20 protein-coding genes are annotated in these 21402 nt (G+C 38.7%); 17 read left to right on the forward strand and 3 right to left on the reverse strand.

Annotated features, from left to right (window positions below; genetic code table 11):
* Positions 1–57 precede the first annotated feature (57 nt).
* A complete protein-coding gene (locus CH377_RS04085; protein WP_100722514.1) occupies positions 58–1002 on the forward strand; it encodes a GDP-mannose 4,6-dehydratase in 945 nt (314 codons plus the stop codon).
* Here the strand turns inward: CH377_RS04085 and CH377_RS04090 are convergent.
* Positions 999–1724, reverse strand: coding sequence for a SanA/YdcF family protein (locus tag CH377_RS04090; protein ID WP_100722814.1), 726 nt, complete (start codon positions 1722–1724; stop codon positions 999–1001). The genes CH377_RS04085 and CH377_RS04090 overlap by 4 nt on opposite strands.
* 203 nt (positions 1725–1927) lie before the next feature.
* Here CH377_RS04090 and CH377_RS04095 point away from each other — a divergent pair, with 203 nt between their 5' ends.
* The 16 genes from CH377_RS04095 (at position 1928) to CH377_RS04170 (ending at position 17369) form a co-directional block, all read left to right on the forward strand.
* The gene (locus CH377_RS04095) at positions 1928–2488 is read left to right on the forward strand and encodes a hypothetical protein (RefSeq protein WP_207797590.1); all 561 of its coding nucleotides are present in this window, start codon (positions 1928–1930) and stop codon (positions 2486–2488) included.
* A 10-nt stretch (positions 2489–2498) separates the two neighbouring features.
* On the forward strand, positions 2499–3011 hold the full coding sequence (locus CH377_RS04100; protein ID WP_100722516.1) for an RNA polymerase sigma factor: 513 nt from the start codon (positions 2499–2501) through the stop codon (positions 3009–3011).
* 12 nt (positions 3012–3023) lie between these two features.
* Positions 3024–3404: a hypothetical protein gene (locus CH377_RS04105; RefSeq protein ID WP_100722517.1), complete on the forward strand. Its 381-nt coding sequence runs from the start codon at positions 3024–3026 to the stop codon at positions 3402–3404.
* Positions 3405–3522: 118 nt separating this feature from the next.
* Positions 3523–4893 (forward strand): cytochrome P450, encoded by a 1371-nt coding sequence (locus CH377_RS04110; protein ID WP_100722518.1) that lies wholly within the window; start codon positions 3523–3525, stop codon positions 4891–4893.
* A 46-nt stretch (positions 4894–4939) separates the two neighbouring features.
* Complete coding sequence (locus tag CH377_RS04115; protein ID WP_100722519.1) at positions 4940–5917, forward strand: M23 family metallopeptidase; 978 nt, start codon at positions 4940–4942, stop codon at positions 5915–5917.
* 130 nt (positions 5918–6047) lie between these two features.
* Positions 6048–8021 carry an NAD-dependent DNA ligase LigA gene (gene ligA, locus CH377_RS04120; protein WP_207797591.1) on the forward strand — a complete coding sequence of 658 codons (1974 nt, stop codon included), beginning with the start codon at positions 6048–6050 and terminating at the stop codon, positions 8019–8021.
* 106 nt (positions 8022–8127) lie between these two features.
* Positions 8128–8316: a cysteine-rich CWC family protein gene (locus CH377_RS19955; protein WP_100722521.1), complete on the forward strand. Its 189-nt coding sequence runs from the start codon at positions 8128–8130 to the stop codon at positions 8314–8316.
* Positions 8317–8464: 148 nt separating this feature from the next.
* Positions 8465–10357 (forward strand): AMP-dependent synthetase/ligase, encoded by a 1893-nt coding sequence (locus CH377_RS04130; protein WP_100722522.1) that lies wholly within the window; start codon positions 8465–8467, stop codon positions 10355–10357.
* A gap of 21 nt (positions 10358–10378) precedes the next feature.
* Entirely contained in the window at positions 10379–12001 is a 1623-nt protein-coding gene (locus tag CH377_RS04135) for an acyl-CoA dehydrogenase family protein (RefSeq protein ID WP_100722523.1), read from the forward strand.
* 27 nt (positions 12002–12028) lie between these two features.
* Complete coding sequence (locus tag CH377_RS04140) at positions 12029–12460, forward strand: MaoC family dehydratase (RefSeq protein WP_100708008.1); 432 nt, start codon at positions 12029–12031, stop codon at positions 12458–12460.
* Between the two features lie 18 nt (positions 12461–12478).
* The gene (locus CH377_RS04145; RefSeq protein ID WP_100722524.1) at positions 12479–14020 is read left to right on the forward strand and encodes a thiolase C-terminal domain-containing protein; all 1542 of its coding nucleotides are present in this window, start codon (positions 12479–12481) and stop codon (positions 14018–14020) included.
* Positions 14021–14351: 331 nt separating this feature from the next.
* A complete protein-coding gene (locus CH377_RS04150) occupies positions 14352–14672 on the forward strand; it encodes a hypothetical protein (RefSeq protein WP_100722525.1) in 321 nt (106 codons plus the stop codon).
* 174 nt (positions 14673–14846) lie between these two features.
* Complete coding sequence (locus tag CH377_RS19960) at positions 14847–14978, forward strand: hypothetical protein (protein ID WP_279305807.1); 132 nt, start codon at positions 14847–14849, stop codon at positions 14976–14978.
* Between the two features lie 354 nt (positions 14979–15332).
* Positions 15333–15587, forward strand: coding sequence for a hypothetical protein (locus tag CH377_RS04160; RefSeq protein ID WP_100722526.1), 255 nt, complete (start codon positions 15333–15335; stop codon positions 15585–15587).
* Entirely contained in the window at positions 15584–16702 is a 1119-nt protein-coding gene (locus CH377_RS04165) for a suppressor of fused domain protein (protein ID WP_100722527.1), read from the forward strand. The genes CH377_RS04160 and CH377_RS04165 overlap by 4 nt, the downstream gene beginning before the upstream one ends.
* Before the next feature lie 16 nt (positions 16703–16718).
* Complete coding sequence (locus tag CH377_RS04170) at positions 16719–17369, forward strand: hypothetical protein (RefSeq protein ID WP_100722528.1); 651 nt, start codon at positions 16719–16721, stop codon at positions 17367–17369.
* 418 nt (positions 17370–17787) lie between these two features.
* Here CH377_RS04170 and CH377_RS04175 read toward each other — a convergent pair whose 3' ends face one another.
* Together CH377_RS04175 and CH377_RS04180 are read right to left on the reverse strand one after the other, a co-directional pair.
* Positions 17788–20148 (reverse strand): PP2C family protein-serine/threonine phosphatase, encoded by a 2361-nt coding sequence (locus tag CH377_RS04175; protein WP_100722529.1) that lies wholly within the window; start codon positions 20146–20148, stop codon positions 17788–17790.
* Positions 20145–21395, reverse strand: coding sequence for a hypothetical protein (locus tag CH377_RS04180; protein WP_100722530.1), 1251 nt, complete (start codon positions 21393–21395; stop codon positions 20145–20147). Before CH377_RS04180 ends, CH377_RS04175 begins: the two co-directional genes overlap by 4 nt.
* Positions 21396–21402: the final 7 nt, after the last annotated feature.

Genomic DNA, 21402 nt, shown 5'->3' on the forward strand with positions numbered 1-21402 from the left:
GTTTTTTTCTTATTCGACAAAACAATCGTATTTTTACTTCGATTTATCATAACAAACATGAAATACTTGGTCACAGGAGCGGAAGGTTTTGTAGGATCTTATCTGGTCCGAGAACTTATACAAAAATCCGGGTCCGAACTTCTGGGCTTGGGAATGAATCCCAAAAATACTGAGTTTCCCTTTCCTTATAAGGTTTGTGATATCAGGGATATCCAATCACTCCAGCAAGTATTCGAGTCCTATTCACCGGACGTATTATTCCATTTAGCAGGACAAACATTCGTCCCAAGATCCATTGAAAATCCAGAAGAGACATTACTCATCAATGTAGCCGGCACATTGAATATTTTAGAATGTTTTAAACGTTCAGGCAAAAAAGTTAAACTAGTATATATATCTTCTTCTGAAGTATACGGAAATATAAAAGAAGAACAACTTCCAGTTTCAGAAAATCTGCTTCCAAGTCCGGTGAATCCGTATGCTTCTTCCAAACTTGCCGCGGAAACTTATTGTCTCCAGTATTCTCGTTCTTATCAAAATATAGAAACCGTAATCGCAAGACCTTTTAATCATATAGGTATCGGGCAGAATCCTAATTTTGTGGTCCCTAACTTTTGCAAACAAGTGTTGGAGAATATCTCCAGAAACGTTTCTTCTGAAATTTTAGTAGGGGATTTAACTCCTACGCGAGACTTTTTGCATGTAACCGATGTAGTAAAAGCTTATATTCTTTTGGCAAATAAAGGGATAAGCGGAGAAGTTTATAATATTTGTTCAGGTGCTGAGACTTCTATCTCTCAAGTCTTAGAATGGATCTTGGAATTTGCGGATTCTAAATTAGTTTCTAAACAAGATCCTGCAAGATTGAGACCAGCAGAAATGAAAAGATCTCTGGGAAATAATTCTAAATTAAAATCTTTAGGATGGGCTCCTGGAATTTCAGTGAAGGAATCAGTCCGAGAAATTTTCGAACATATTCGAAAAACAGAATATTCTTCTTAAATTACGGAACCTTTCCAGGTTTTTACCCCACTTCCTTCTATAGGAAATGGTTTGCCTAAATATTTTGGCGCAGTATTTGCCAGGTTCATATCGATCCAGGCCAAGGTTCTTGCAAAAAATTCTCTGAATCTGCTAGTGGGTCCGCTAATATAGATCCTCCTATCCGATTCATAAGATTGCAGATCTAATCCTATCTTTTTAGAAATGAAAGCGGCTCTAGGTTGGTGAAATCTTTGGCTTACAAAGATTGCGTCCTTAACTTGAAAAATTTCTTTCGCCCTTACCAAAGTATCCAAGGTTCTAAAACCTGCGTGATCTACGAACACATCTTTTTCATCGACTCCTCTTTCTAAAACGTACAATAACATCGGCTTCACTTCATTGTAGTAGCTGGTCCCATTATCACCTGAGAGAAGAATTTTCCGGACCTTCTCCTGTTTATATAGTTCGATCGCGCAATCTAAACGGTCTTGCAGAACGGGAGAAGGAATTCCTTTATAAACGGAAGCACCCGGAACAATTGCAACAGTTGCAGGTTTGAGAGAGCGATAATTTCCTGCATGAATACTTCTATTTTCGTAATCCCATTCGATAGAAAGATCTATGGAAGCCGGGATCCCAATGCAGATGGCGGCGGCGAGTAAAACTGCAAGTCTCACTCTTCCTCGGGAAAAGGTTCCGGGAGTTTTCTGGATTTCCTGGTTTTTTAGTCCAAAGTCCATATACTTTAAGGGGAGAATATGCCAAAGAACCGGTTCTGGAAAAGGAATTTTCCCCAAAATTTCAATTTTACCCCAAATTATGTTCTCATTAAAGGAGACCGGATTTCTTTTTTCCCGGGACCAAAAATTTAGATCGATATTTGGAAACATGGCGGCTACCTTGGGGTCTTAGGATACACTAGGTTATGAACCGAGTAAGACTCATGAATCTCCTGAATTCATTCGTCAGAGTTGCTCTGGCCGGTGTGTTCCTCACGCCGGCGTATCTTTTCTCGCAAGATACCAAAACTAGTTTTCATACTGCCCGACCTATTCGCACCGTCTCCTTCTATCGTAATGAAAGAGCAGCCGGGGTAGTTTTCGGTGACCTAGATTCATTTAAAAATCGTTATATTCTTACAGAGACCCAACTCGAACGTATCGCTGAGCTGAACCGGAGATATAAAAACGAGCATGAAAGATGGCTTCGTAGATTATCTCCGAAACAAGTCGAACTCGAACTGGTATTGATGGATGAAAATCCTGACTTGATCAAAGTTCGACTTCTCGTTAACGCGATTGCAAAGTATACATCCGAAATCCGGATGAATCAAATCGCGCATCGGCTCGCGATCGAAAGGGTTTTATCCTCAGAGCAAAAAAAGAGGGGAAAGGAAAGGGAAATAGTTACCCTACCCGAGGAGCATAGGGAAGCTCCAGGGTTCCCCTTGAATCTGTTTGTTCCCGAGAGAATAATTTTGCCTGTGCCGGGCATCCTGAGATAAGGAAACTAAAATGGACCAAAGAGAATTTGCCGGACTAATAGACAGTACGAAACATATCGTGCTTTCCGCGATTAAAAAGAATTTATACGAAGAGTTTTACGATACCATCGATGATGTTGTTCAAGAAACTTATATCCGAGCTTATAAAAGTTTAGCAGCCAATAAGTTCAGGGGAGATTCTTCCCATAGTACTTGGTTGTATACAATTGCAAGGAATGAGTCCTTGAGAATGAACCAGAAGCGTATGCGCCAGGCAAACCTTGCGATGAAGCTGAAGGAAAAAGCTACTCAAGATTCTATTTTAAATCCGAGAGAAGAATATTCAGATTCTGGAATGGACATTGAATTACAGGATCTGATTTCCAATCTTCCTTGGAAATATAAGTCAGTGCTTGCATTAGTTTCCGAAGGATATAAAGAGCAACAGATTGCGGAGAAGTTGGGAATTCCGGAAGGAACAGTGAAATCCCGATCATTCCGAGGCAAACAAATGCTGAAGAAACTTTTTTTTCAAGAGACCTAGAGATAATCGGAAATGGAAGATAGAAACAAAGAAAAGTTAGACCAAGAGATTTTCCGTCGTTTAGAAAGTTACGAATGGAGTGATAATATCTCTGCAAAGATAATGAGAAGGCGTAAGATCGCTAGCTTTAAGCGATTTTTCATCTTCTCATTTAGCGGACTTATTATTGTGGGCCTTGGTCTATCTTCTTTTTATTTTCAGCCTGAGGGAGAATCCGAAACCGGAGACTGGCAGGTCTTGATAGAAGAGCAGATCGAAGGAACTTTTGAGGAAGCGGAGACTAGTATGCAAACTCCTGATCTGAATCAGGAGGATACTAGTTCTTCTACTGTACCTTCTTCTTCCTTAATGGATATGGATGCGTTGATCGAAACTTCTTTCGAGCGCAGATAGGTTTTTAAAAATAAATACAAACTCAGCTTGCTAATATAGCGGTTGTTACATAGAATTGCGGCAAGGATTGGTTGGGTGAAACTAATCCAAATGTCCCTCTTGGACTAGGAGTACACTCTTGTTTTCCTTGCATGAACCGACTTCAGGTCGCACCAAAAAAAATAAACCGAACCTTCCTCCTGGAGTTTTCGGGATCCGGGCACTTCCTTACGTTTCCAAATTGGCAAAAGATCCGATCGGATTTTTCCAATTGATGCAGTCCAAATTCGGAAATTCAGCACGATTTGGTTTGAGATCGATTGTCTTTCATTTAATTACGCAGCCTGAAGATATTAAAAGAGTTCTTCAAGAGAATAACCAGAACTATCATAAGGGAGTTTTTTATAAAGAACTCGGTAGAATTTTAGGCAAAGGTTTGCTGAATAGCGAAGGAGAATTTTGGAAGAAGCAAAGAAAACTTATCCAACCTTCTTTCCATAAACAAAGGATCTCGGAGTTCGTGGAGATCATGGCCCAGGAAACCGAAAAAACTTCTGAAAATTGGAAGAAGATCTCCAGCTTAGACATTTCTAAAGAAATGATGCGACTAACGTTTGCGATAGTCGGCAGGACTTTATTCAGAACAGAAGTAGAAAGTTACGCTGCAAGGATAGAACATTCTTTAAAGATCGCTTTGGAATTGGTTACTAAAAGGATCACTCGTATTTTTCCTTTTCCGTTCAGTTGGCCTACTCCTGAAAATTTAAAACTCAAACGTGCATTGAAAGATATGCATTCTGTAGTTGATGAGTTGATTGCAGAACGTAAAAAAAATCCTTCTAACGATTTGATCTCTATGCTTCTGGAAGTTCGGGACGAAGAAACTGGTGAGACTATGAGTGAAAGCCAAGTTCGGGACGAGGCAATCACACTTCTTCTTGCAGGACATGAAACAACGGCAAACGCATTGTCTTGGGGATTTTATCTTCTATCTAAACATCCTGAGATTTGCGAAAAAGTAAGAGAAGAAGCGAATAGAGTTTTAGGGGATAAAACTCCTAGTTTGGAAGATGTTCAAAAATTGACATACACTCGCAAAGTATTGGATGAAGTTTTGAGATTATATCCCCCTGCTTGGGTGATTGAAAGGACTGCAATGGGTCCCGATCAAATTGGCGGTTATGATGTAGAGACTGGAACTAATATCTCCATTTGTATTTTTAATATTCATCGAAATCCAGATTTTTGGGAAAATCCTGACAAGTTTGATCCGGATCGTTTTGATGAAGAAAGGTCAGCAGATAGACCGAAATATGCATATCTTCCTTTTGGAGGAGGGCCAAGGATCTGTATTGGTAATATTTTTGCATTAACGGAAGCGACGCTAATACTTGCAATGTTGGTCAAAAACTACAAATTCCAAACGGATCCAAATCATCCGGTTGTTATGGAACCTTTAGTCACATTAAGACCGAAGTACGGAATTCTCTTAAACATAGTTTCCACTTGACCCTATCTTTCCCGGCCGGAATCCTTCTACCAGAGGGATTTCGACCATGGAAAAGATGATAAAAAAACGCATCGACCAGGTAAAAGAAAAAGGCCACCAAAGGCTGACGGTTCTTTTAATCCCTCATGGGTTCGATAAGTCTTTCCACTTCCAAATTTCTATTTTCACTATCTTCTTCTTAGTAGGGTTATTGTTTGCGATTGTAGGTATCGCAGTTTTAGGAATTGTTCGTTATAATAATACCAGAATACAGATCAACGCACTCGCTTCTGTTTATGGAAAATACTTCGATGAGTATATCGAATATAGCGAAAAGTTAGGAGATATCCGAGATGATTTCGCAAGTCTGAACGAAAATTTACAAGAAGTTCATTCTTTGATTGATGGCGAGTCAGATGAGTTGCTTAAACTTCCTGATGAGTCAGACTCTGAGGACTTAGCTGCTACTGAATTAAAGGTAGAAGAAGCAGTAGATAAGGATCTAATGCTCGGAAGATCTTATCTTTCTGAAATTTATGGATATCGTTCAGTAAGAGTTTCCATGGAGAAGAACAAAGCTCTTGTGGACTCAGTATTTAACTTTTTAGATTCCAGATATGGTATCATGAATTCTCTCCCATTCGGAGAACCATTATTATCTTATAATTTAACTTCTTATTATGGAATGAGAAGGTCTCCTACTTTCGGATACATGGAATTCCATGATGGAGTGGATTTGGCAAACGTTCCAGGCACCGATATAACGGCGACCGGGGACGGAAGGGTTTACAGAGCCATTTATTCCAACAGAGGATATGGAAATCATATAGTGCTCGCTCATGCAAACGGATATTATAGTTTGTATGGCCACTGCACTTCCTTAAAAGTTAGAGAAGGCGAATATGTTCATAAAGGACAAAGGATCGCAACTGTGGGAGCCACAGGAAACGTGACCGGTCCTCACCTTCATTATGAAGTATGGATCGGAGAATCGAACCGCACTGATCCTATGGATTATATGAAAGTAGGTTTCGGCCAATATTAATTTTATATAATCGACTATGCCTAAAAAAGTCCCGGCTAAAAAGACCTCCTCTAAAAAAGCGGAGCCAACCGAAGTATCTAAAAAAGTTTCTGTAGATCTCCCAAAAGATACGAAGCAGGCTGCAAAAGAAATGCGCTCTTTGGAAGAGGAGATCCGCCATCACCAATATTTATATTACGTTAAGAACACTCCTAAAATATCTGATTATGATTTCGATCAGATGTTCAAAAGACTCCAAGCTTTTGAAGAGGCATTCCCAAAATTAGCAGACCCAGCTAGTCCTACTTTGAGCGTTGGCTCCGATCTGGACAAAGACTTTGAGAAGTTCACTCATAAACTTCCGGTTCTTTCTTTGGAAAATACTTATAATGAAGAAGAGCTAATGGAATGGATCCAGAAAACGGGGTCAGACGAGCTATACTCGGTTGAGTGGAAGATCGACGGCGCTTCTCTTATGTTATATTATGAAAATGGAATTCTTGCAAATGGAGTAACCAGAGGCACAGGCGGGATTGGAGACGATGTTACCGAAAATATCCGAACCATCCGTTCTATTCCACTCAGATTATCCGAAACTGTTTCTATTTATTTAAGGGGAGAAGTTTATATGACCTTCTCCGACTTTGAAGAATTTAATGAGGCTTCTGAAGGAAGATATGCGAATCCTAGAAATTTATCCTCAGGTTCTTTAAAACAGAAAAATTCTTCAGACGTAGCAAAAAGACCTCTTAGAATTTTTACGTACGATGCATTTTTTCCGGGATCCAAAGCAAAATTCAAAACCCACCAAGAGGTAATGAAGAAGGCGGAAGATCTAAAGTTCCCTCTTCCCCCTGATACTAAATTATTGAAAGGTTCTGAGATCCCCGCCGCGATCAAAGACTTTAAGAAAAAGAAAGAGAAAGTTGGATTTCCTACAGACGGGCTTGTGATCAAACTAAACGATCTTTCTAAAAGAGAGGCCTTAGGCTATACATCTCATTCTCCTCGTTGGGCTCGTGCTTATAAATTCGATGCTTTGATGAAAGAGAGTAAAATTGTCGGCATCGATTACGCAGTGGGAAGAACAGGAAAAATCACTCCAAGAGCTCAGATCGAACCTATCAGTTTGGCCGGAACTACAGTTACATTTGCAACATTACATAACCAAGATTATATTGATGAGTTGGGAGTTGGAATCGGAGCAATCGTAAGAATTTCCAAAAGAGGGGAGATCATCCCTGCAGTGGAAGAAGTTGTCACTCCGGGAAAAGAAGTTTTCAAAATTCCACTTCGTTGTCCTTGTTGCGGCACTAAAACAGAAAAGAAACAAGACTCTGTAGATTATTTTTGCCCGAATCCAGAATGTCCTGATCGAGTTAAGAACGGGATTATATTCTATTGTTCGCGTAAACAAATGGATATAGAAGGCCTGGGTGAGAAGCAGGTTGAATTTTTATACGACCGAAAGTATATCAAAGATATAGCAGATCTTTATTCCCTAAATAAACATAAAGAAAAGTTAATGGAAGAAGAAGGATATGGAGAGAAGAGCGTATCCATTATCCTAAATGGGATCGAAGAATCCAAAAAGAAGGATTTTAGATTTGTACTTTCTTCCTTGGGTTTGAGAGAGATAGGTCCTAAAGTTGCAGAACTTCTGACAGAGCACGGATATGATACGATCGATGCGATCATCTCCGCCGCTAAGAATCCGAAAAAATTAGAAAGTGTCTTAGAAATTCCAGGAATAGGGCCTTCTACAATTGAAGCTATCCAAGAGAATTTTACCGACAAAAGAATTCTTTCTCTTGTTGATCGTTTAAAAAAAGCCGGGCTCAAGATGAAGGCTGATCCGATCGAAAAATCGGATAAACAACCATTTGCAGGACAAAGTTGGTGTGTGTCCGGCTCCTTTGAAAATTTCCAACCTAGAGATAAGGCAATGGATTTGGTTGTTTATTATGGCGGGAAAAAAGTAGGATCTATTTCTTCTAAAACTACTCATCTTTTGGCAGGACCAGGCGCTGGTTCCAAATTGGACAAGGCACAAGAGTTGGGAGTGCAAGTAGTCTCTGAAGATGAGTTTTTAAAAATTCTAAAACAAAACGGAATCAAGATCTAATATCATTTATAAAATTATACGTCGCGTATAGTTTTATTACTATCTCTCTTTTTCTATTCCTATCGCTAAAGGATTGAAAATTCTCCGCTTTCATTACTATAGAACTATGACACAAAAGAAATGCCCTCAATGTTCTCGCATTTTGGAATGTGGAGTGGATCAAGGAACTTGCTGGTGTTTCGATATTCGTTTAGATAGGGAAGCCTTGAAGAATATAAGAGAAATGTATGAAGACTGCTTATGCAAAGATTGTTTAAGTCGTTTTGAAACGAACGTAGTTAATCAAAAAATTTGAATGACAGCCGTATAATATGTGAACATTTGTTCAACACATTTCAGTTTTTTTAATCTAAATAAAAATCGATTGAAGCATAGGTCCTTCAACATAGTGTTTCCGCCGTAGGGAAAAAATCCTAGTTTTATAGTGTTCTCAGGGGGAGTTCTTGGAAACTGATCAAAAATATTTTTACGATATGCTGGAAAAGACGGCATCTAAATTTCCGAATAAGGAAAGTTTTTCCCGGAGAACCAAAGATGGAATTAAAGGAAGGACATTTTCAGAAATGAAGTCCTTAACAGATTCTTTAATTGCAGGATTGATCGAAGAAGGAGTTCAAAAGGACGATAAGATCTTATATCTTTGCGACTCTAGTCAGAACTGGATCATAGGCGATATTGCAATCATCTCTGCAGGTGCTGTTTCTGTTCCAAGAGGAACCGATGTAGTAGACGAAGATATATTATATATTGTTAATCATTCTGAAAGTAAATACGCAATCGTCCAAAAAGAAAAAGACAAACAAAGATTAGTAAATCTCGGTTCTAAACTTCCAAGTTTAAAAAAAGTTTTTGTGATCGAAGATGATATAGGTGACTTGAAATCGGGAACCGATACGATCCAAGGTTTGATCGAAAAAGGAAAATCGAATCTTGCAAAAGATCCTGATATTGTTCGCAAAAGACTCAAAGAAAAATCTCCAAACGAACTTGCTACTTTGATCTATACATCCGGAACCACAGGTGCTCCTAAAGGAGTAATGCTCACTCAAACCGGCTGGATCTCCGCAGTAGAAAAAGTGATTGGATTCGTTCAATTGACTTCTGCCGATTCGGGTGTAAGTCTTCTTCCTCCTTGGCATGCGTTTGAAAGAGCGATCGAATATTGTATTCTTGAATTGGGGGCTGGGTTTCTCGTTTCCAATATCAGCAACTTGAAAGAAGATCTGAAGGAATTCCAACCTACACTATTCCCTTCTGTTCCAAGGATTTGGGAATCCTTATATAATGGAATTATGAATAAGGTATCTAAGGAGTCGGGCTTAAAAAGAGGAGTATTCAATTTCTGTCTGAAGATCGGAAATCTTTGGGCAGTTCAAAAAGGAGTTCTATTCGGTTATGATTTCAGGATAGAAAAGCCGAATTTTATCGTTTGGACCTTCTCCAAATTATCCTCTTTGGTCTTTCTTGCCTTATTATCTCCTCTCAAGTTGCTTGCAGTTTTGGTATTTAAGCCGATCCACAGTGCTCTTGGTGGAAAGTTAAGAGTGTCCGTTTCTGCGGGGAGTGCTCTTCCTTCCGTAGTGGATAAATTTTTATCTTCTATCGGATTAATTGTTTTGGAAGGATATGGGATGACTGAAACTTCTGCAGTACTTTCTATTCGTAAGCCTAAGCAGCCTTCTCCTGGAACTGTAGGAACTCCAATACAAGGATATGAATGTATTCTAAAAGACGAACATGGTAAACTGGTTCCTCAAGGAGGAAAAGGAAGTCTCTGGGTAAAATCCAAACAAGTTCTGATGGGATATTACAAACGCCCTGAGTTGAATGATGTTGTTTTTGATAAAAATGGATTCTTTGATACCGGGGATATCATGCGTTTCAATTATAGAAACGAATTGGTGTTTGCAGGAAGAGCAAAGGATACTATAGTGCTTGCCGGAGGAGAAAATGTGGAGCCAGTTCCTATTGAGGATCAGCTTTTAAACTCTCCTTATGTGAACCAAGTCATGGTGACTGGTCATGAGGCAAAACATTTGGTGGTTCTGATCGTTCCGGATTTCGAAAGATTGAAGGCTGAGTTCCCTGATCTTCCTGAGGATGCGAATGTTTGGAATTCTCATCCTAAGGTAAGAGAGATCTTTAAGAAAGAAGTTTCGGATAGAATATCCCGTAAAACAGGATTCAAAGCTTTCGAACTGATCCCTCAAAATGCGTTTTATGTCATTCCAAGACCTTTTGATCCGGACAAGGAAATGACTAGAACATTAAAGATAAAAAGAAACGAAATATTAGAAAGTTTTAAAAAAGAAGTTTCCGATCTAACCAAAAATTAGAATCGGATTGGGAGAAAGAACATGTTTTTAAATCCGTATTTAACGTCCTCCGATCTGGAATTTTACGAAACCGTAAAGGACTTTGCTAAAGAAAGAGTATTACCTTCCGTCGAGGATCGGGACGAACACGGCGTATGGGGAGACGATATCTGGAAGGAAATGGGAAATATGGGTCTACTCGGCATTCCTGTTCCGGAAGAATTTGGAGGTCAAGGTGGAACTTGTCTTCAATGTTGTATTGCTCAAGAAGCGTTTAACGCTGGTTCTCTAGACGGAGGATTTGGACTTTCTTGGGGAGCCCATATGATTATCGGGACTCTTCCTATTCTTTTTCAAGGAACAGAAGCTCAAAAGAAAAAATACCTTCCTAAACTTGCATCAGGAGAATGGATAGCAGGCCTTGCATTAACTGAGCCTGATTCTGGTTCAGATGCAGCTGCAATGAATACATTCGCTACTAAGGTAGATGGAGGTTTCATTCTAAACGGAAGCAAACTATTCATCACCAATGGACCGAACGGACAAGTATTCATCGTGATGGCGAGAACAACTAAATCCAGAGGACCAATGGGAGTTTCTGCATTCATTGTAGAGTCTCATATGAAAGGATTTCATATAAGTAAAGTTCTTAAGAAGTTGGGGCATAATACTTCCATGACCGCAGAACTTTCTTTTCAAGATATGTTCGTGCCTGATGAAAATCTTTTAGGCCCTCTGAATTCTGGTTTCGTTCGTATCGGAAAAGGAACTTTAGAATGGGAAAGAACAGTTTTAGTCGCTGCTGTTCCAGGTGGAATGGAATTTGGATTGGAACTTTCTTTGGACTACGCATGGAAGCGTCACCAATTCGGAAAACCGATCTTATCCTTTTTTGGAGTACAAGAGAAAATCGCACGTAACTGGGCTTATCTATGTGCTTCTAGAAGATTGATCTATTTCGTAGCAAATAAGAAGGACCAAGATCCAACAGCGAGCCTTCCATTTGAAAGTTCTGCATTAAAAGTTTTTGTTACAGAAACTGCAGAAGAGGTAGCAAGCGACGCAGTTCAGATCCACGGCGGGATGGGTTACATGAGAGAATGTCATGTAAGTCGTCAATACAGAGACGTCAGACTTGGCACAATCGGTGGGGGAACTACTGAAGTTCAAAAAAGTATTATATCTTCTACCTATAAAGGTTTCGAAAAGTTGATGGGAGTTTTAGAACAATCTCAACCAGAAGAGATCAGAGCTAAGGCTGAGAAAATTTTAGCAAATACTCCTGAAGAAAAAGTTCTGACTGCGGCAAAAGAATTACTCAAAGCAGCAGGAGAACATTCTGATAGAAAGAAAAAACAGGCTCTAGAATTCGGATTTGCTGATCTTGCAGTATTCGTTACCACAGTTCAGTTAGGATTCTGGGACACTGCAAATTCTACTTCTGAATACAAATCAGAAGATAGACAAAGAGATCTAAAAATACTTACCTTCTACGCCGGTTGTAGGTTTTTCAAAAGTGTACATTTCTTAAAAGAACTGGATGCAGAAAAAACTAAAAACCTGATGAGACTTTTTTCCGAACTTCCTTCTGTGGAAAAAGAAGTGGCTAATTGTGTAGAGTTCCTGAAAAACGGGGTCTTGGGCGCACAGTTAGAGTTAGCTTAATCCACAAAAAAGAATAAGGAAATCGGAATGTACGAAAGAGGAAAGACTTACGACGAAATACAAATAGGAGATAAGGGAAGTTTCACAAAAACGATTACTGAAACGGATATCTATCTGTTCGCAGGGATCAGCGGGGATTTTAATCCTCTGCATGTGGACGAAGAATATGCAAAGACCACAGCGTTCGGAACAAGGATCGCTCACGGTGGACTTGCAGCTTCTCTATTAGCTCCTGTACTCGGGATGAAACTTCCCGGGTTGGGTACAGTCGCATTAGAAACATTAACAAAGTTCCGCAAACCAGTGTATCCTGGAGATACGATTACTTGTACAGTCACAGTGAAAGAAAAAATCCCAAGACTGAAAGCTGTCTCCATGAACATAGAGTGGACCAATCAAAAAAAAGAAATAATCGGCAAGGGAGAATGTAAAGTTCTACCTCCTTCTGCCCAAGCTTAGAATTTTCAGGAGTTATACATGAGTTTTCCCGTTCTATTAGGAGTCGCTGACAGTACGACCAAAGATTTTTCGGAAGAAGAATACAAATCGTGGAGCGGGTCTCAAAAGGTTTTTCAACATTATAAAAAATCCATAAGTACACTTTTGGATTTTCTTGGAATGAAGAATGAAACATTATCTTCTGAGATTACTGACTTCGTAAGTATAGAAGCAGCCTCATTGGGAAAAGGGGGTTATGGACATACAGTTCGTATCGCCAACGAGCTCGGATACACTGGAATGAAAGCCCATGTAATAGACTTGGGAGGTGCGAGCGTTACCGGCGCAATCGGACAAGCAAGGACCATCTTAGTAGATAATCCTGATGCAGTCGTGCTCGTAGCCGCTGCGGATATTCCTAAATCAGCATTTCGTCAAGTTTCCGATCTAAAGATGGTAAACGAAACAGTATGTCATCCTGAATTCGAATTAGACAATGGTGCCACTCTAATCGCAATGTACGGGCTCATGATGAAAAGAATGATGTTCGAAGATGGGATTAGCTTGGATGATCTAAAAGAGATTACTCAAAAATTCAGATCCAATGCGATTGGGAATCCAAGAGCCTTCTATTATGGACAAGAGATCACGGAAAAACAAATGTCTCGTCCTATTTCCGATCCTTATCCGACTCCGATGATCGCAATCGTAACAGATCATGGGTTTGCAACTATCCTAGTTTCTGAAAAAAAAGCGGAAGAGTGGAAATCAAAAGGCCTGATCCGGAAAGATCTAAAACCTTTACATCTTGCGGGAGCTTCTCACGCGGCTCATAGCGAATATTTCATTTTGAAAGGTGGATTTGATTCTCCTTCTAGAAATTCTGCAGAAAGACTTTTTGCACAATCTGGTTACCAAAGAGAAGAAGTTGACTATGCTTGGATCTACGATTGTTTCCCTGGCCAGGTGATCCAACAGTCAGCTCAATATTTTAAATTGGGCAAAAAGGAAGTGGTGAATGCTCTTAAGACCTCTTCATTAAAACTTTCTAATGGAAAACAAATCCCTATCAATCAGATGGGCGGTATATTAAATTACCAAGCAGCAATGTCCATCTCTGCTGCCACAGGTCTTGTGGATATCGCTGTCCAATACGGGCTATATGCGCAGGTTGCCGATTGTGGAAAAATTCCGGCACATTCTCCGAAACTATCTCTTTTGGGAGGGAATGGTGGAATCGACAGTATCAATTCAATTGCGTTATTCTCATCGGAACGTCCTTCAAGCGATAGAAAGTCCAGACCTCCTGAACTTTCTCCTCTTACATTAAATAAACCTGGGGCGGATATCGGTGAAGAAGGTGTAGTTTGGTCTGCTACAACAGTTAATATGAATCCAGGATTTTCCTGGAAGCCTCCTTATTCTTTAGCTTTGATCAAGTTGGCAGAAAATCGTTTCGTTCTTGCGAACATCCATGAGAAGGATGGGACGATGCGCAAATCCGGGGACGAATTGCAATACGACAGAACTCGGGTAAAGATCGAAAAAGAAGGCCGAAGATGGAAGGCTGTACTTTTATAAACCGATCGTTCGTCTTGCAAAACTAAATAGATTTTTTCTAATATTCTCCGCAGAAATTTGAAAATAAATTGATTAGAATTGTTTTAAGAAGAAAAACTTTTACTTTGTTTTTGGAAAAAAATTTCCGAATTTGAAATACGCTCCGATTCCGTTCCGTCAGATTTTTTCTCGGAAAGTGAAAGCGGCTTCGGGTCTGAGTGTTCTGAAAACAAGGCAGTCAAAATTTCAGTCTAATACTTGAGGCTGTCTAACCCCGGATAAAACCGGATATCTGAAAAGAAAATGCGAGAACCGTTTCCATGATTTGATCTTTGTGAAGGGGACGATATTCTTGTTTATTACTGCGGAGAACATTCGAACTGGAGAAATCAGGACCTTTCTTGGAAAAGAAAGGATCTTAGTGCCTGATTCCAAACATACTGAGGTTGCCCGTTCCCTTTTAGCGCATTGGGAAACGGTAGAAGAATGTTTGGACTTACGTAAATATTCCAAATTTTTCTATGTCTCCGAAACGGAAGGCAGATGGCAAAGGGGAGAAGAAGTTTTAATCTCCACAGAAAGACCTATTTCAGACCGATCAGGAAGTAAAAGCCTCTCTATGGATCACATAGATAGCTACAGAGTACTCGGAATTTTTTTGGAAAAAGAATAAAATCCGAGTAGAATACGAATCGGGAGAAGATAAGGTACGGACCCAACGCACTCACTAACAATGGTCCAAAAAAAGAAAAAGAAACCCTCACCTAAAAAGAAGGTAGTTAAACGGGCAAAATCCTCTTCTACCGGGACAAAAAGCGTACGTATCCCCAGAGATAATGACGTTAAGATGAGCGAAATGGTGGATTTGGCCGCCGAGATATTCGTTCAGACTTTAGAGATTTCAGCTAAAATTCCAGATAGGCTCAGATCTAGACTGATTAAAAAACTTAAGGACGCTGCAAAAGAAGCGTTATCCTGAACACATTCTACCCTGCCTCCAGGGATAGATTTTCGATATGGCCTGAAATTTTTTTCCAAAAACCTCGCTCAAACGAGGTGGGATTCCGTATTTATGTCCGTCGAAATGGACTATGGAAACGATGTTTTTAGCAACAGCCCTTTTCTTGATTCTTTTCGAACAATATAAGGAAAGAAAGACCCGAGAGAAGGTTTTTGTAGAACCTTTACGTAACTTCCTTCACCGTTAACCTACGGTCCAAGCGCCGGGCGAAAGGATGCCCCGGCCTTCGTTTTTCTCGCCTTGTTAATGTTGGAACCGACTTGAATCCTTCCGGATACCAGGGATAATGGCCTTGGGCGGATTTCAACTTCTATGAAGAACAAATTACTCACACCTATCAAAGCGATAGATACCTTCGTTAAATGTAAAAAAGAAGGGGAGCGTATTCCCATACTGGTTTGGGACAGTTTAAGGACCTACCAAAAATGGAATGAGGTGGAGTTAACAGGACTTCTAAATGCTAGCGCCTATTTTCCTGATATTTTTTTTGAAAAGGATATGGAGAAGAAGATCCAGCACCGTCTGGACGAATTTAATTCCAGGATCGTGGACATTCCTATTAAATGAATCAAACTGCTGAACCTAATATTTTATACCAAGAAGCAAATCCTTACGGATCCTTAACCGCGTACTTAGAAGACGACGGGAGAACTGTTTATCTTTATCTACAGGCAGAAGAAAGCCCTGACTTTGCGATCAAATCCGTTTGGATATGTAATCGAATCGATGCACCTAAAACAAGAACAGATCTAGATCTAAGATCCGGCCTAGCACCATTCTTAACGGAAGAAGAAGTTACTGATCCTAAAGGCCAACCTGAGTTCGATCCAAAAGAAATCCATTTCATCTGGTCAGAAGAAGGAAACGGAGTCTCTTTATTTTATAAAGAAGAACTGATCGCATATCTTCCTCCTTGGTCAGGGATCAAAGGATTTCATGGATATTCTAAATTTGCAAAAATGGATACAATTACCGCTTATCCATTAGGTAATACGGAATTCGGAGTAATTCCTGATCGTATCAACCAAGACAGAAATTTTTGGGAATATAGATCTACCAAAGGGATTTGGAAGAATATACAAGAGTCCAGACTTGCTTATCTAGAATACGTATTCGGTAAACATGATAAGTATTGGTCTGCTGATGGCGGAAAATATCCTCAACTAGGTATCGTAAGATTCGCTCCTAAGAATATGCCAGGTGTTTATGTATATTCTACGGTAGGAATGAGCGCGCAAAATCTCCCTTCGGTTGAATTATACAGAAAAGATTACGAAAACTACGCTAGAATAGAATTAGTTTGTGCGGTAAAAGTTTCAGACGAGGACAGATCCGAAAGTTGGGTTCCACATCAAATCGGGGAGATCATTCGTTATCCTTGGGTCATCGGTAAATGGTTTGGACATGGACATTCTATCGCGATGAGTAGAAGAGATCCGGAAGCTTTATACTTAAGTTTTAGCTCTCTTGTTATCAGAGAGATAGGAAAAGAAGAAGGATTCCCTGAATTGACTGAGCTAAAGTCTGAAAGAGGAAATCCGATCAAATTTCTGGCTATGATCCCTGTTTCAGAGGAAGAAAGGGTCTTCATTGAAGAAAAAGGCGCTGAAGAGTTCTTTTCTTTATTAGATTCCACTCAATCTAAGTGGATCCATAATCCTGAGAGACAATCCACGATCTGATCGGATAGTTTTTGGAATGAAGGACTTTATCTCTAAGCGATTTCTAATTCTTCTAGGTTTATTTTTAACGTTAAACTTTCTAAATTTAAGTATAAACGCTCAAGATAAGACTTCTGCAGCCGCGATTGAAAAAATTTGGGAGAATATATACTCTCAGGACTTCATCTCAGCTAAAAAACTAGTCCAGAAAGAACTTCAATCATCTAATTCTGAGTCATTACAACTTCTATCTTTGATGGAAATTTGCTTAAATGGTCTAGAAAGATATAAGCAAGCAGATGAAAGTCGCAAAAAGATCCTAAGTGTTTGGGAAAAAAACCATAAAAAGGCTTATCTAGAAGAGAATTATCCCTTAAACCTCGCTACTTGGACTAGAATGGCGGTGGTAACACCGAATATTTTAGTATTAGGAGCTGAATATTACCTTCCTTATCCAGTAAATGCTAAGAGAGAAGGCTTCTATTATCATAAATTCACTGCATATAACCGCTATAGCAAGCATGCAGTTAAGTTTTTTAAGCTAGAGAACTCACCTAAAACTGAAAAAGAGTATAGATTATTCGAAATTTCAGAAGAAGGAGAGGCTAAACTAGTTAAAAATTACGGAAATACACTGCCGGATTTCAGAGATGAGATGAAAGATGTGATGAAATCTTTAAATCTTTAATTGATCACACCTAAAGTGTTGTATTTTTACAACAGAATCCGTTAGAAAATCGGAAAATACTAATAAAGAAGGGCTATAAAAGAAAAAACCCGCCTCAAAGAAGCGGGTTTTAAGCTTCATTTCTTCCGTATCAAGTACGGAAGAGATGTTGTTGAAGTTAGTTATTTCTTTTTCGCAACTTTCTTCTTAGCAGCTTTTTTCTTAGCTACTTTTTTCTTAGCTGCTTTCTTGACTGCTTTCTTTTTTGCAACCATTGACGTCCTCCATGTATTAGAACTTTATTGCCTTTCATATAATATGAAAGATCAAGAAAGCTCTTGGATAGTGACATAATTAAGCAATTTACTTTTCATTGTAAAGTATTTTAATTAATTTTAGGAAAAAAATTTTAAGAAGTTGATTTCACACTAAGTGATACTTATTCGGAGACTTCTAGACAAACAAAAGAGATATCATCGCTAGGTTCTTTGTAATTTCTAAACTCTTCTAGCGTTTTTTTGATAAGATCAGCTAGTGATTGCGCATCTTTATCGTGATTTAAGGATAATATTCGTAAAAGATTCTCTTCTCCGAAGATTTCTTCGTTATCATCGAACGTTTCAGTTACTCCGTCGGTAAACAAAACTAATTTATCACCTGGATTCAAATGAATAGTTAAGATTCTATAATCCGTTGGTAGAACACCTAAAACTCTTTGAGTTTCGTTTCTAAGTTCGATTCTTCCACCTTTTCGAATACAAATCGGTGGTGTATGACCTGCATTTACGAATGAAAATGCTCCATCGCTAGCGTTATATATACCTGCGATCGAAGTCATGAACTCGCTTCCTCTATATCTCTCGATCAAAAACAAGTTAATTGCTCTAAATATATCGGGAAGTGAAGAAGAATTGCCCAATTGACGGCGAATAATTCCTCTTACTGCAGAAACTAGATAACCTGACCCGAGTCCATGTCCAGATACATCTCCTAAAAATAATAACTGCCTTTTAGGAGAAAGTTTGAGTATATCTAGATAATCTCCTGAAATTCCAACAGCAGGAAGTGTAAAATAGCCTAATTGAACCGATTTTATGGTCTCTAACTCGGGTAAATGAAGAGTTTTATCTAAGACCGCTGCCATATTCAGGTCTCTAACGATCCTTTTCTTCTCTACTTCATCAACTAGTAGAGAGTAATTTCGAATGAGTAAAGATGCTAATCTAGTACATTCTTTTAAGAATCTAAGCTCACCTAGCGTAAAATTCTTACGATTGATCTTTTCTCCGACCAAAAATACTGCGATGACCTCTTTTCCTTTTTCAAAATTGAATAGAGGATACGCTAGTTGGACTTCCATCTGATTTAAAAATTTAAATACGGACTCTCTAATCCCTAATCCATATGCAAGGTGAGAAGTAATAGTAACTTCGGTATGATCTGCGAAATAAGTCCAGATCTCGGAGCCGTAAGGAATTCGAATGAAGTTTAGGTTTCTAAGGTCTGTTCCTGAAAATTTATCCGCAGGGATCAATATCTGGAGTTTTTTCACTTCTAAAGCGTCAACAAGCCTGCGGATCAAACTATTGATCGTTGCTCTCATGGAGATCGGAGCACCTATCATTACTGATAATTCTTCCAATGCTGTGTGAAGTTTAGGATTATTTCTAAAACTCCAATAATCTATCCACTTATACAATTTATTGTTCAGTGAACCTAAAAAGTAGGCGGCGGCTACTACATAGAATAAATTCCATTCTCTTTGGTGTTTTCCTAAAAATCCCGGATTCCATCTTACGAAAAATTCCAGACCAAATAAATATCCGAAGGTTAAGATCAAGATAGAATAAATAGAAGTTAAGGAAGAACTGAAAGCAATTTGGACTGGAACCAATGAATAAGTGTAAGTTCCGAATACGATCAGAACTGGAAATAATATCAGTGCTGCCATTAGATAAGGACGGATGATGAAAAAACTTTTAGTGGATCCAAATTCAGCAATTAAGAATGGAACGACCGTAATTAAGAAGAATGCTAAAACAATACTTAGTTTCTTAAAAACTTCCTGGAAAGTCCCTTTATTCCTAAATGTATGGAATACCAACTGCAAGATACAAATTCCTGCAGAGAATAGATTGAAATACATTCCGTTCACAGACAAGAACTGGAATAGATCCGGATTTCCTTTCTGAGAAAGACCTACAAATCCTGCGACCAAGGAAAAAATTACCTGAGGTGCAAACCATCTCGATGGTATCTCTTTTCCTCTTAATCTAAAAGAAACATCTAAGATTAAAAATCCTGTGAAATATAAGAAGAAGAAGAAGGGAAAGAGGAAATCATGGAACGCTAATAAAAAGAAGTTAAATAAAAATAAAGAAGAGAGAGATCCGAATAATAAGAAAATGTATAAGTCTCTCGTGTAAAAGAAAAACCAAATCGCTACTAAGAAATATAATAAGGATAAAAATATATCCGGTAAGAAGTCCTTCAATACTTCAAACGAGGATCTCATATCTAAAGAAAGACTTTTAACTATACTTCCTTCTTTTGCAAAAAAATGAAATGAGTGTCCGGATAATCCGTAATCCGCTCCTAACTTTCGAACGATCTCATATTCGATTAAGTCAATTTTCATCCCAACTAAATCTGCATGAGATCCGCCGGAGACCGCGATTTTTCCGTTAGGGTAAAAATAAAAGGGAAGTCTCGCTTCTTTAGAATAAGAGTTCAATAATCCTGAAAATAGGATCAAACTGAATAGGATTACTGAAAGAAATACGATTAGGATATTTCTCACGGTTGTATCCCCAAATGTTGAAAGGAAATAATATTACGATCATTCCAAGTTAAGAAGAGTGCATCTTTTCCTGGAGTTTCTATATTTTCCCAACCGATAGATGCTAAGTTTCTATCCGGTTTAGATGCATCGAATAGTTTGAATTTTTTTCCTACGAATCTTAGAGAGATCTTACCTGTTTCTTTCTCAACCATTCCTACTGCGAGATCGTATCTTTCTGTCCAAGAAATCTCCTTTAAGTTATCTTCTACCAATGATTTGATCTGAAGAACATTCTTTGACTCTCCATTTAATCTGGATGAATATAAGGTCCCCAATATATAACAAAGAGCTAAAACAGAAACTGCGTTGGTTACACTCAGACGTAAAAATACAAAATAAAAATCCCCGGAAGGACTTTGGAAAAACTCCAGAAGTTCTCCAGGCTCTCTGGATAATAGATCTATTTTAATATCTCCTACCATAGGAGGTTCAGGGGATTCTAAAAACTTGCGGATCTTTCCTGCATTCTCTAATTCTTTTCTATATTTCTTATTTTCTGCAATTTGAGAAGAAAGGATTTGATTGTGAACTGCCAGGGCGCATTTACCAGCTAAGAATCCGAGTTCATGTCGTACATTGTCTTTTGGAATATTAGAAACCGCTAAAAATCCAAAAAGTTTTTCTCTAAATACGAAAGGAAGAATGAAGTTCGCTCTTAAACTTACAAAATCTTCATTGATAATTTTGTTTTGGTCCGGTTCTCCAATCATAGCTCCGGATCTTTTGTTTAAGATGTAAGTGAGAAGTGCCGCTCGCGGGTTGATCCCTTCGAATGTGTTTACTTTTCTTTGTTTTTTGTGCGCATAGGTATATAATTCGTAATGAACTAGATCATTCTTTAAGATCGCTAATTTTCCAAAATTACTATTGGTCAGTCGCACTAACTCCGGAAATACGTTCTTGATCAATCCTTCTGAATCAAATCTTCTATGAGCTAGTCTAGAAGAACCCGGATCATCGCTTAAATATTCAGAAACGAATGTAGACTTTAAAAATCCTGAAATTTTTTCTTGGATAGGTAATATTCCAAAGACCCCGAAGACCAAACAGGTTAGTACAGCAATCTCACTTACGAATTCTATTTCTTTAGGAAGAAGGTAAATACTGAGTTCATATAAACCTAGAATAACGAATACGGAAAGTAATCGTACAGCTACAGTAATAGCTGAAGAGATAAGTCGCAGATCAGAAAAATAGGTCTTCACGTTTCAG

The organism is Leptospira haakeii (assembly GCF_002812045.1).
GTDB classification, from domain to species: domain Bacteria; phylum Spirochaetota; class Leptospiria; order Leptospirales; family Leptospiraceae; genus Leptospira_B; species Leptospira_B haakeii.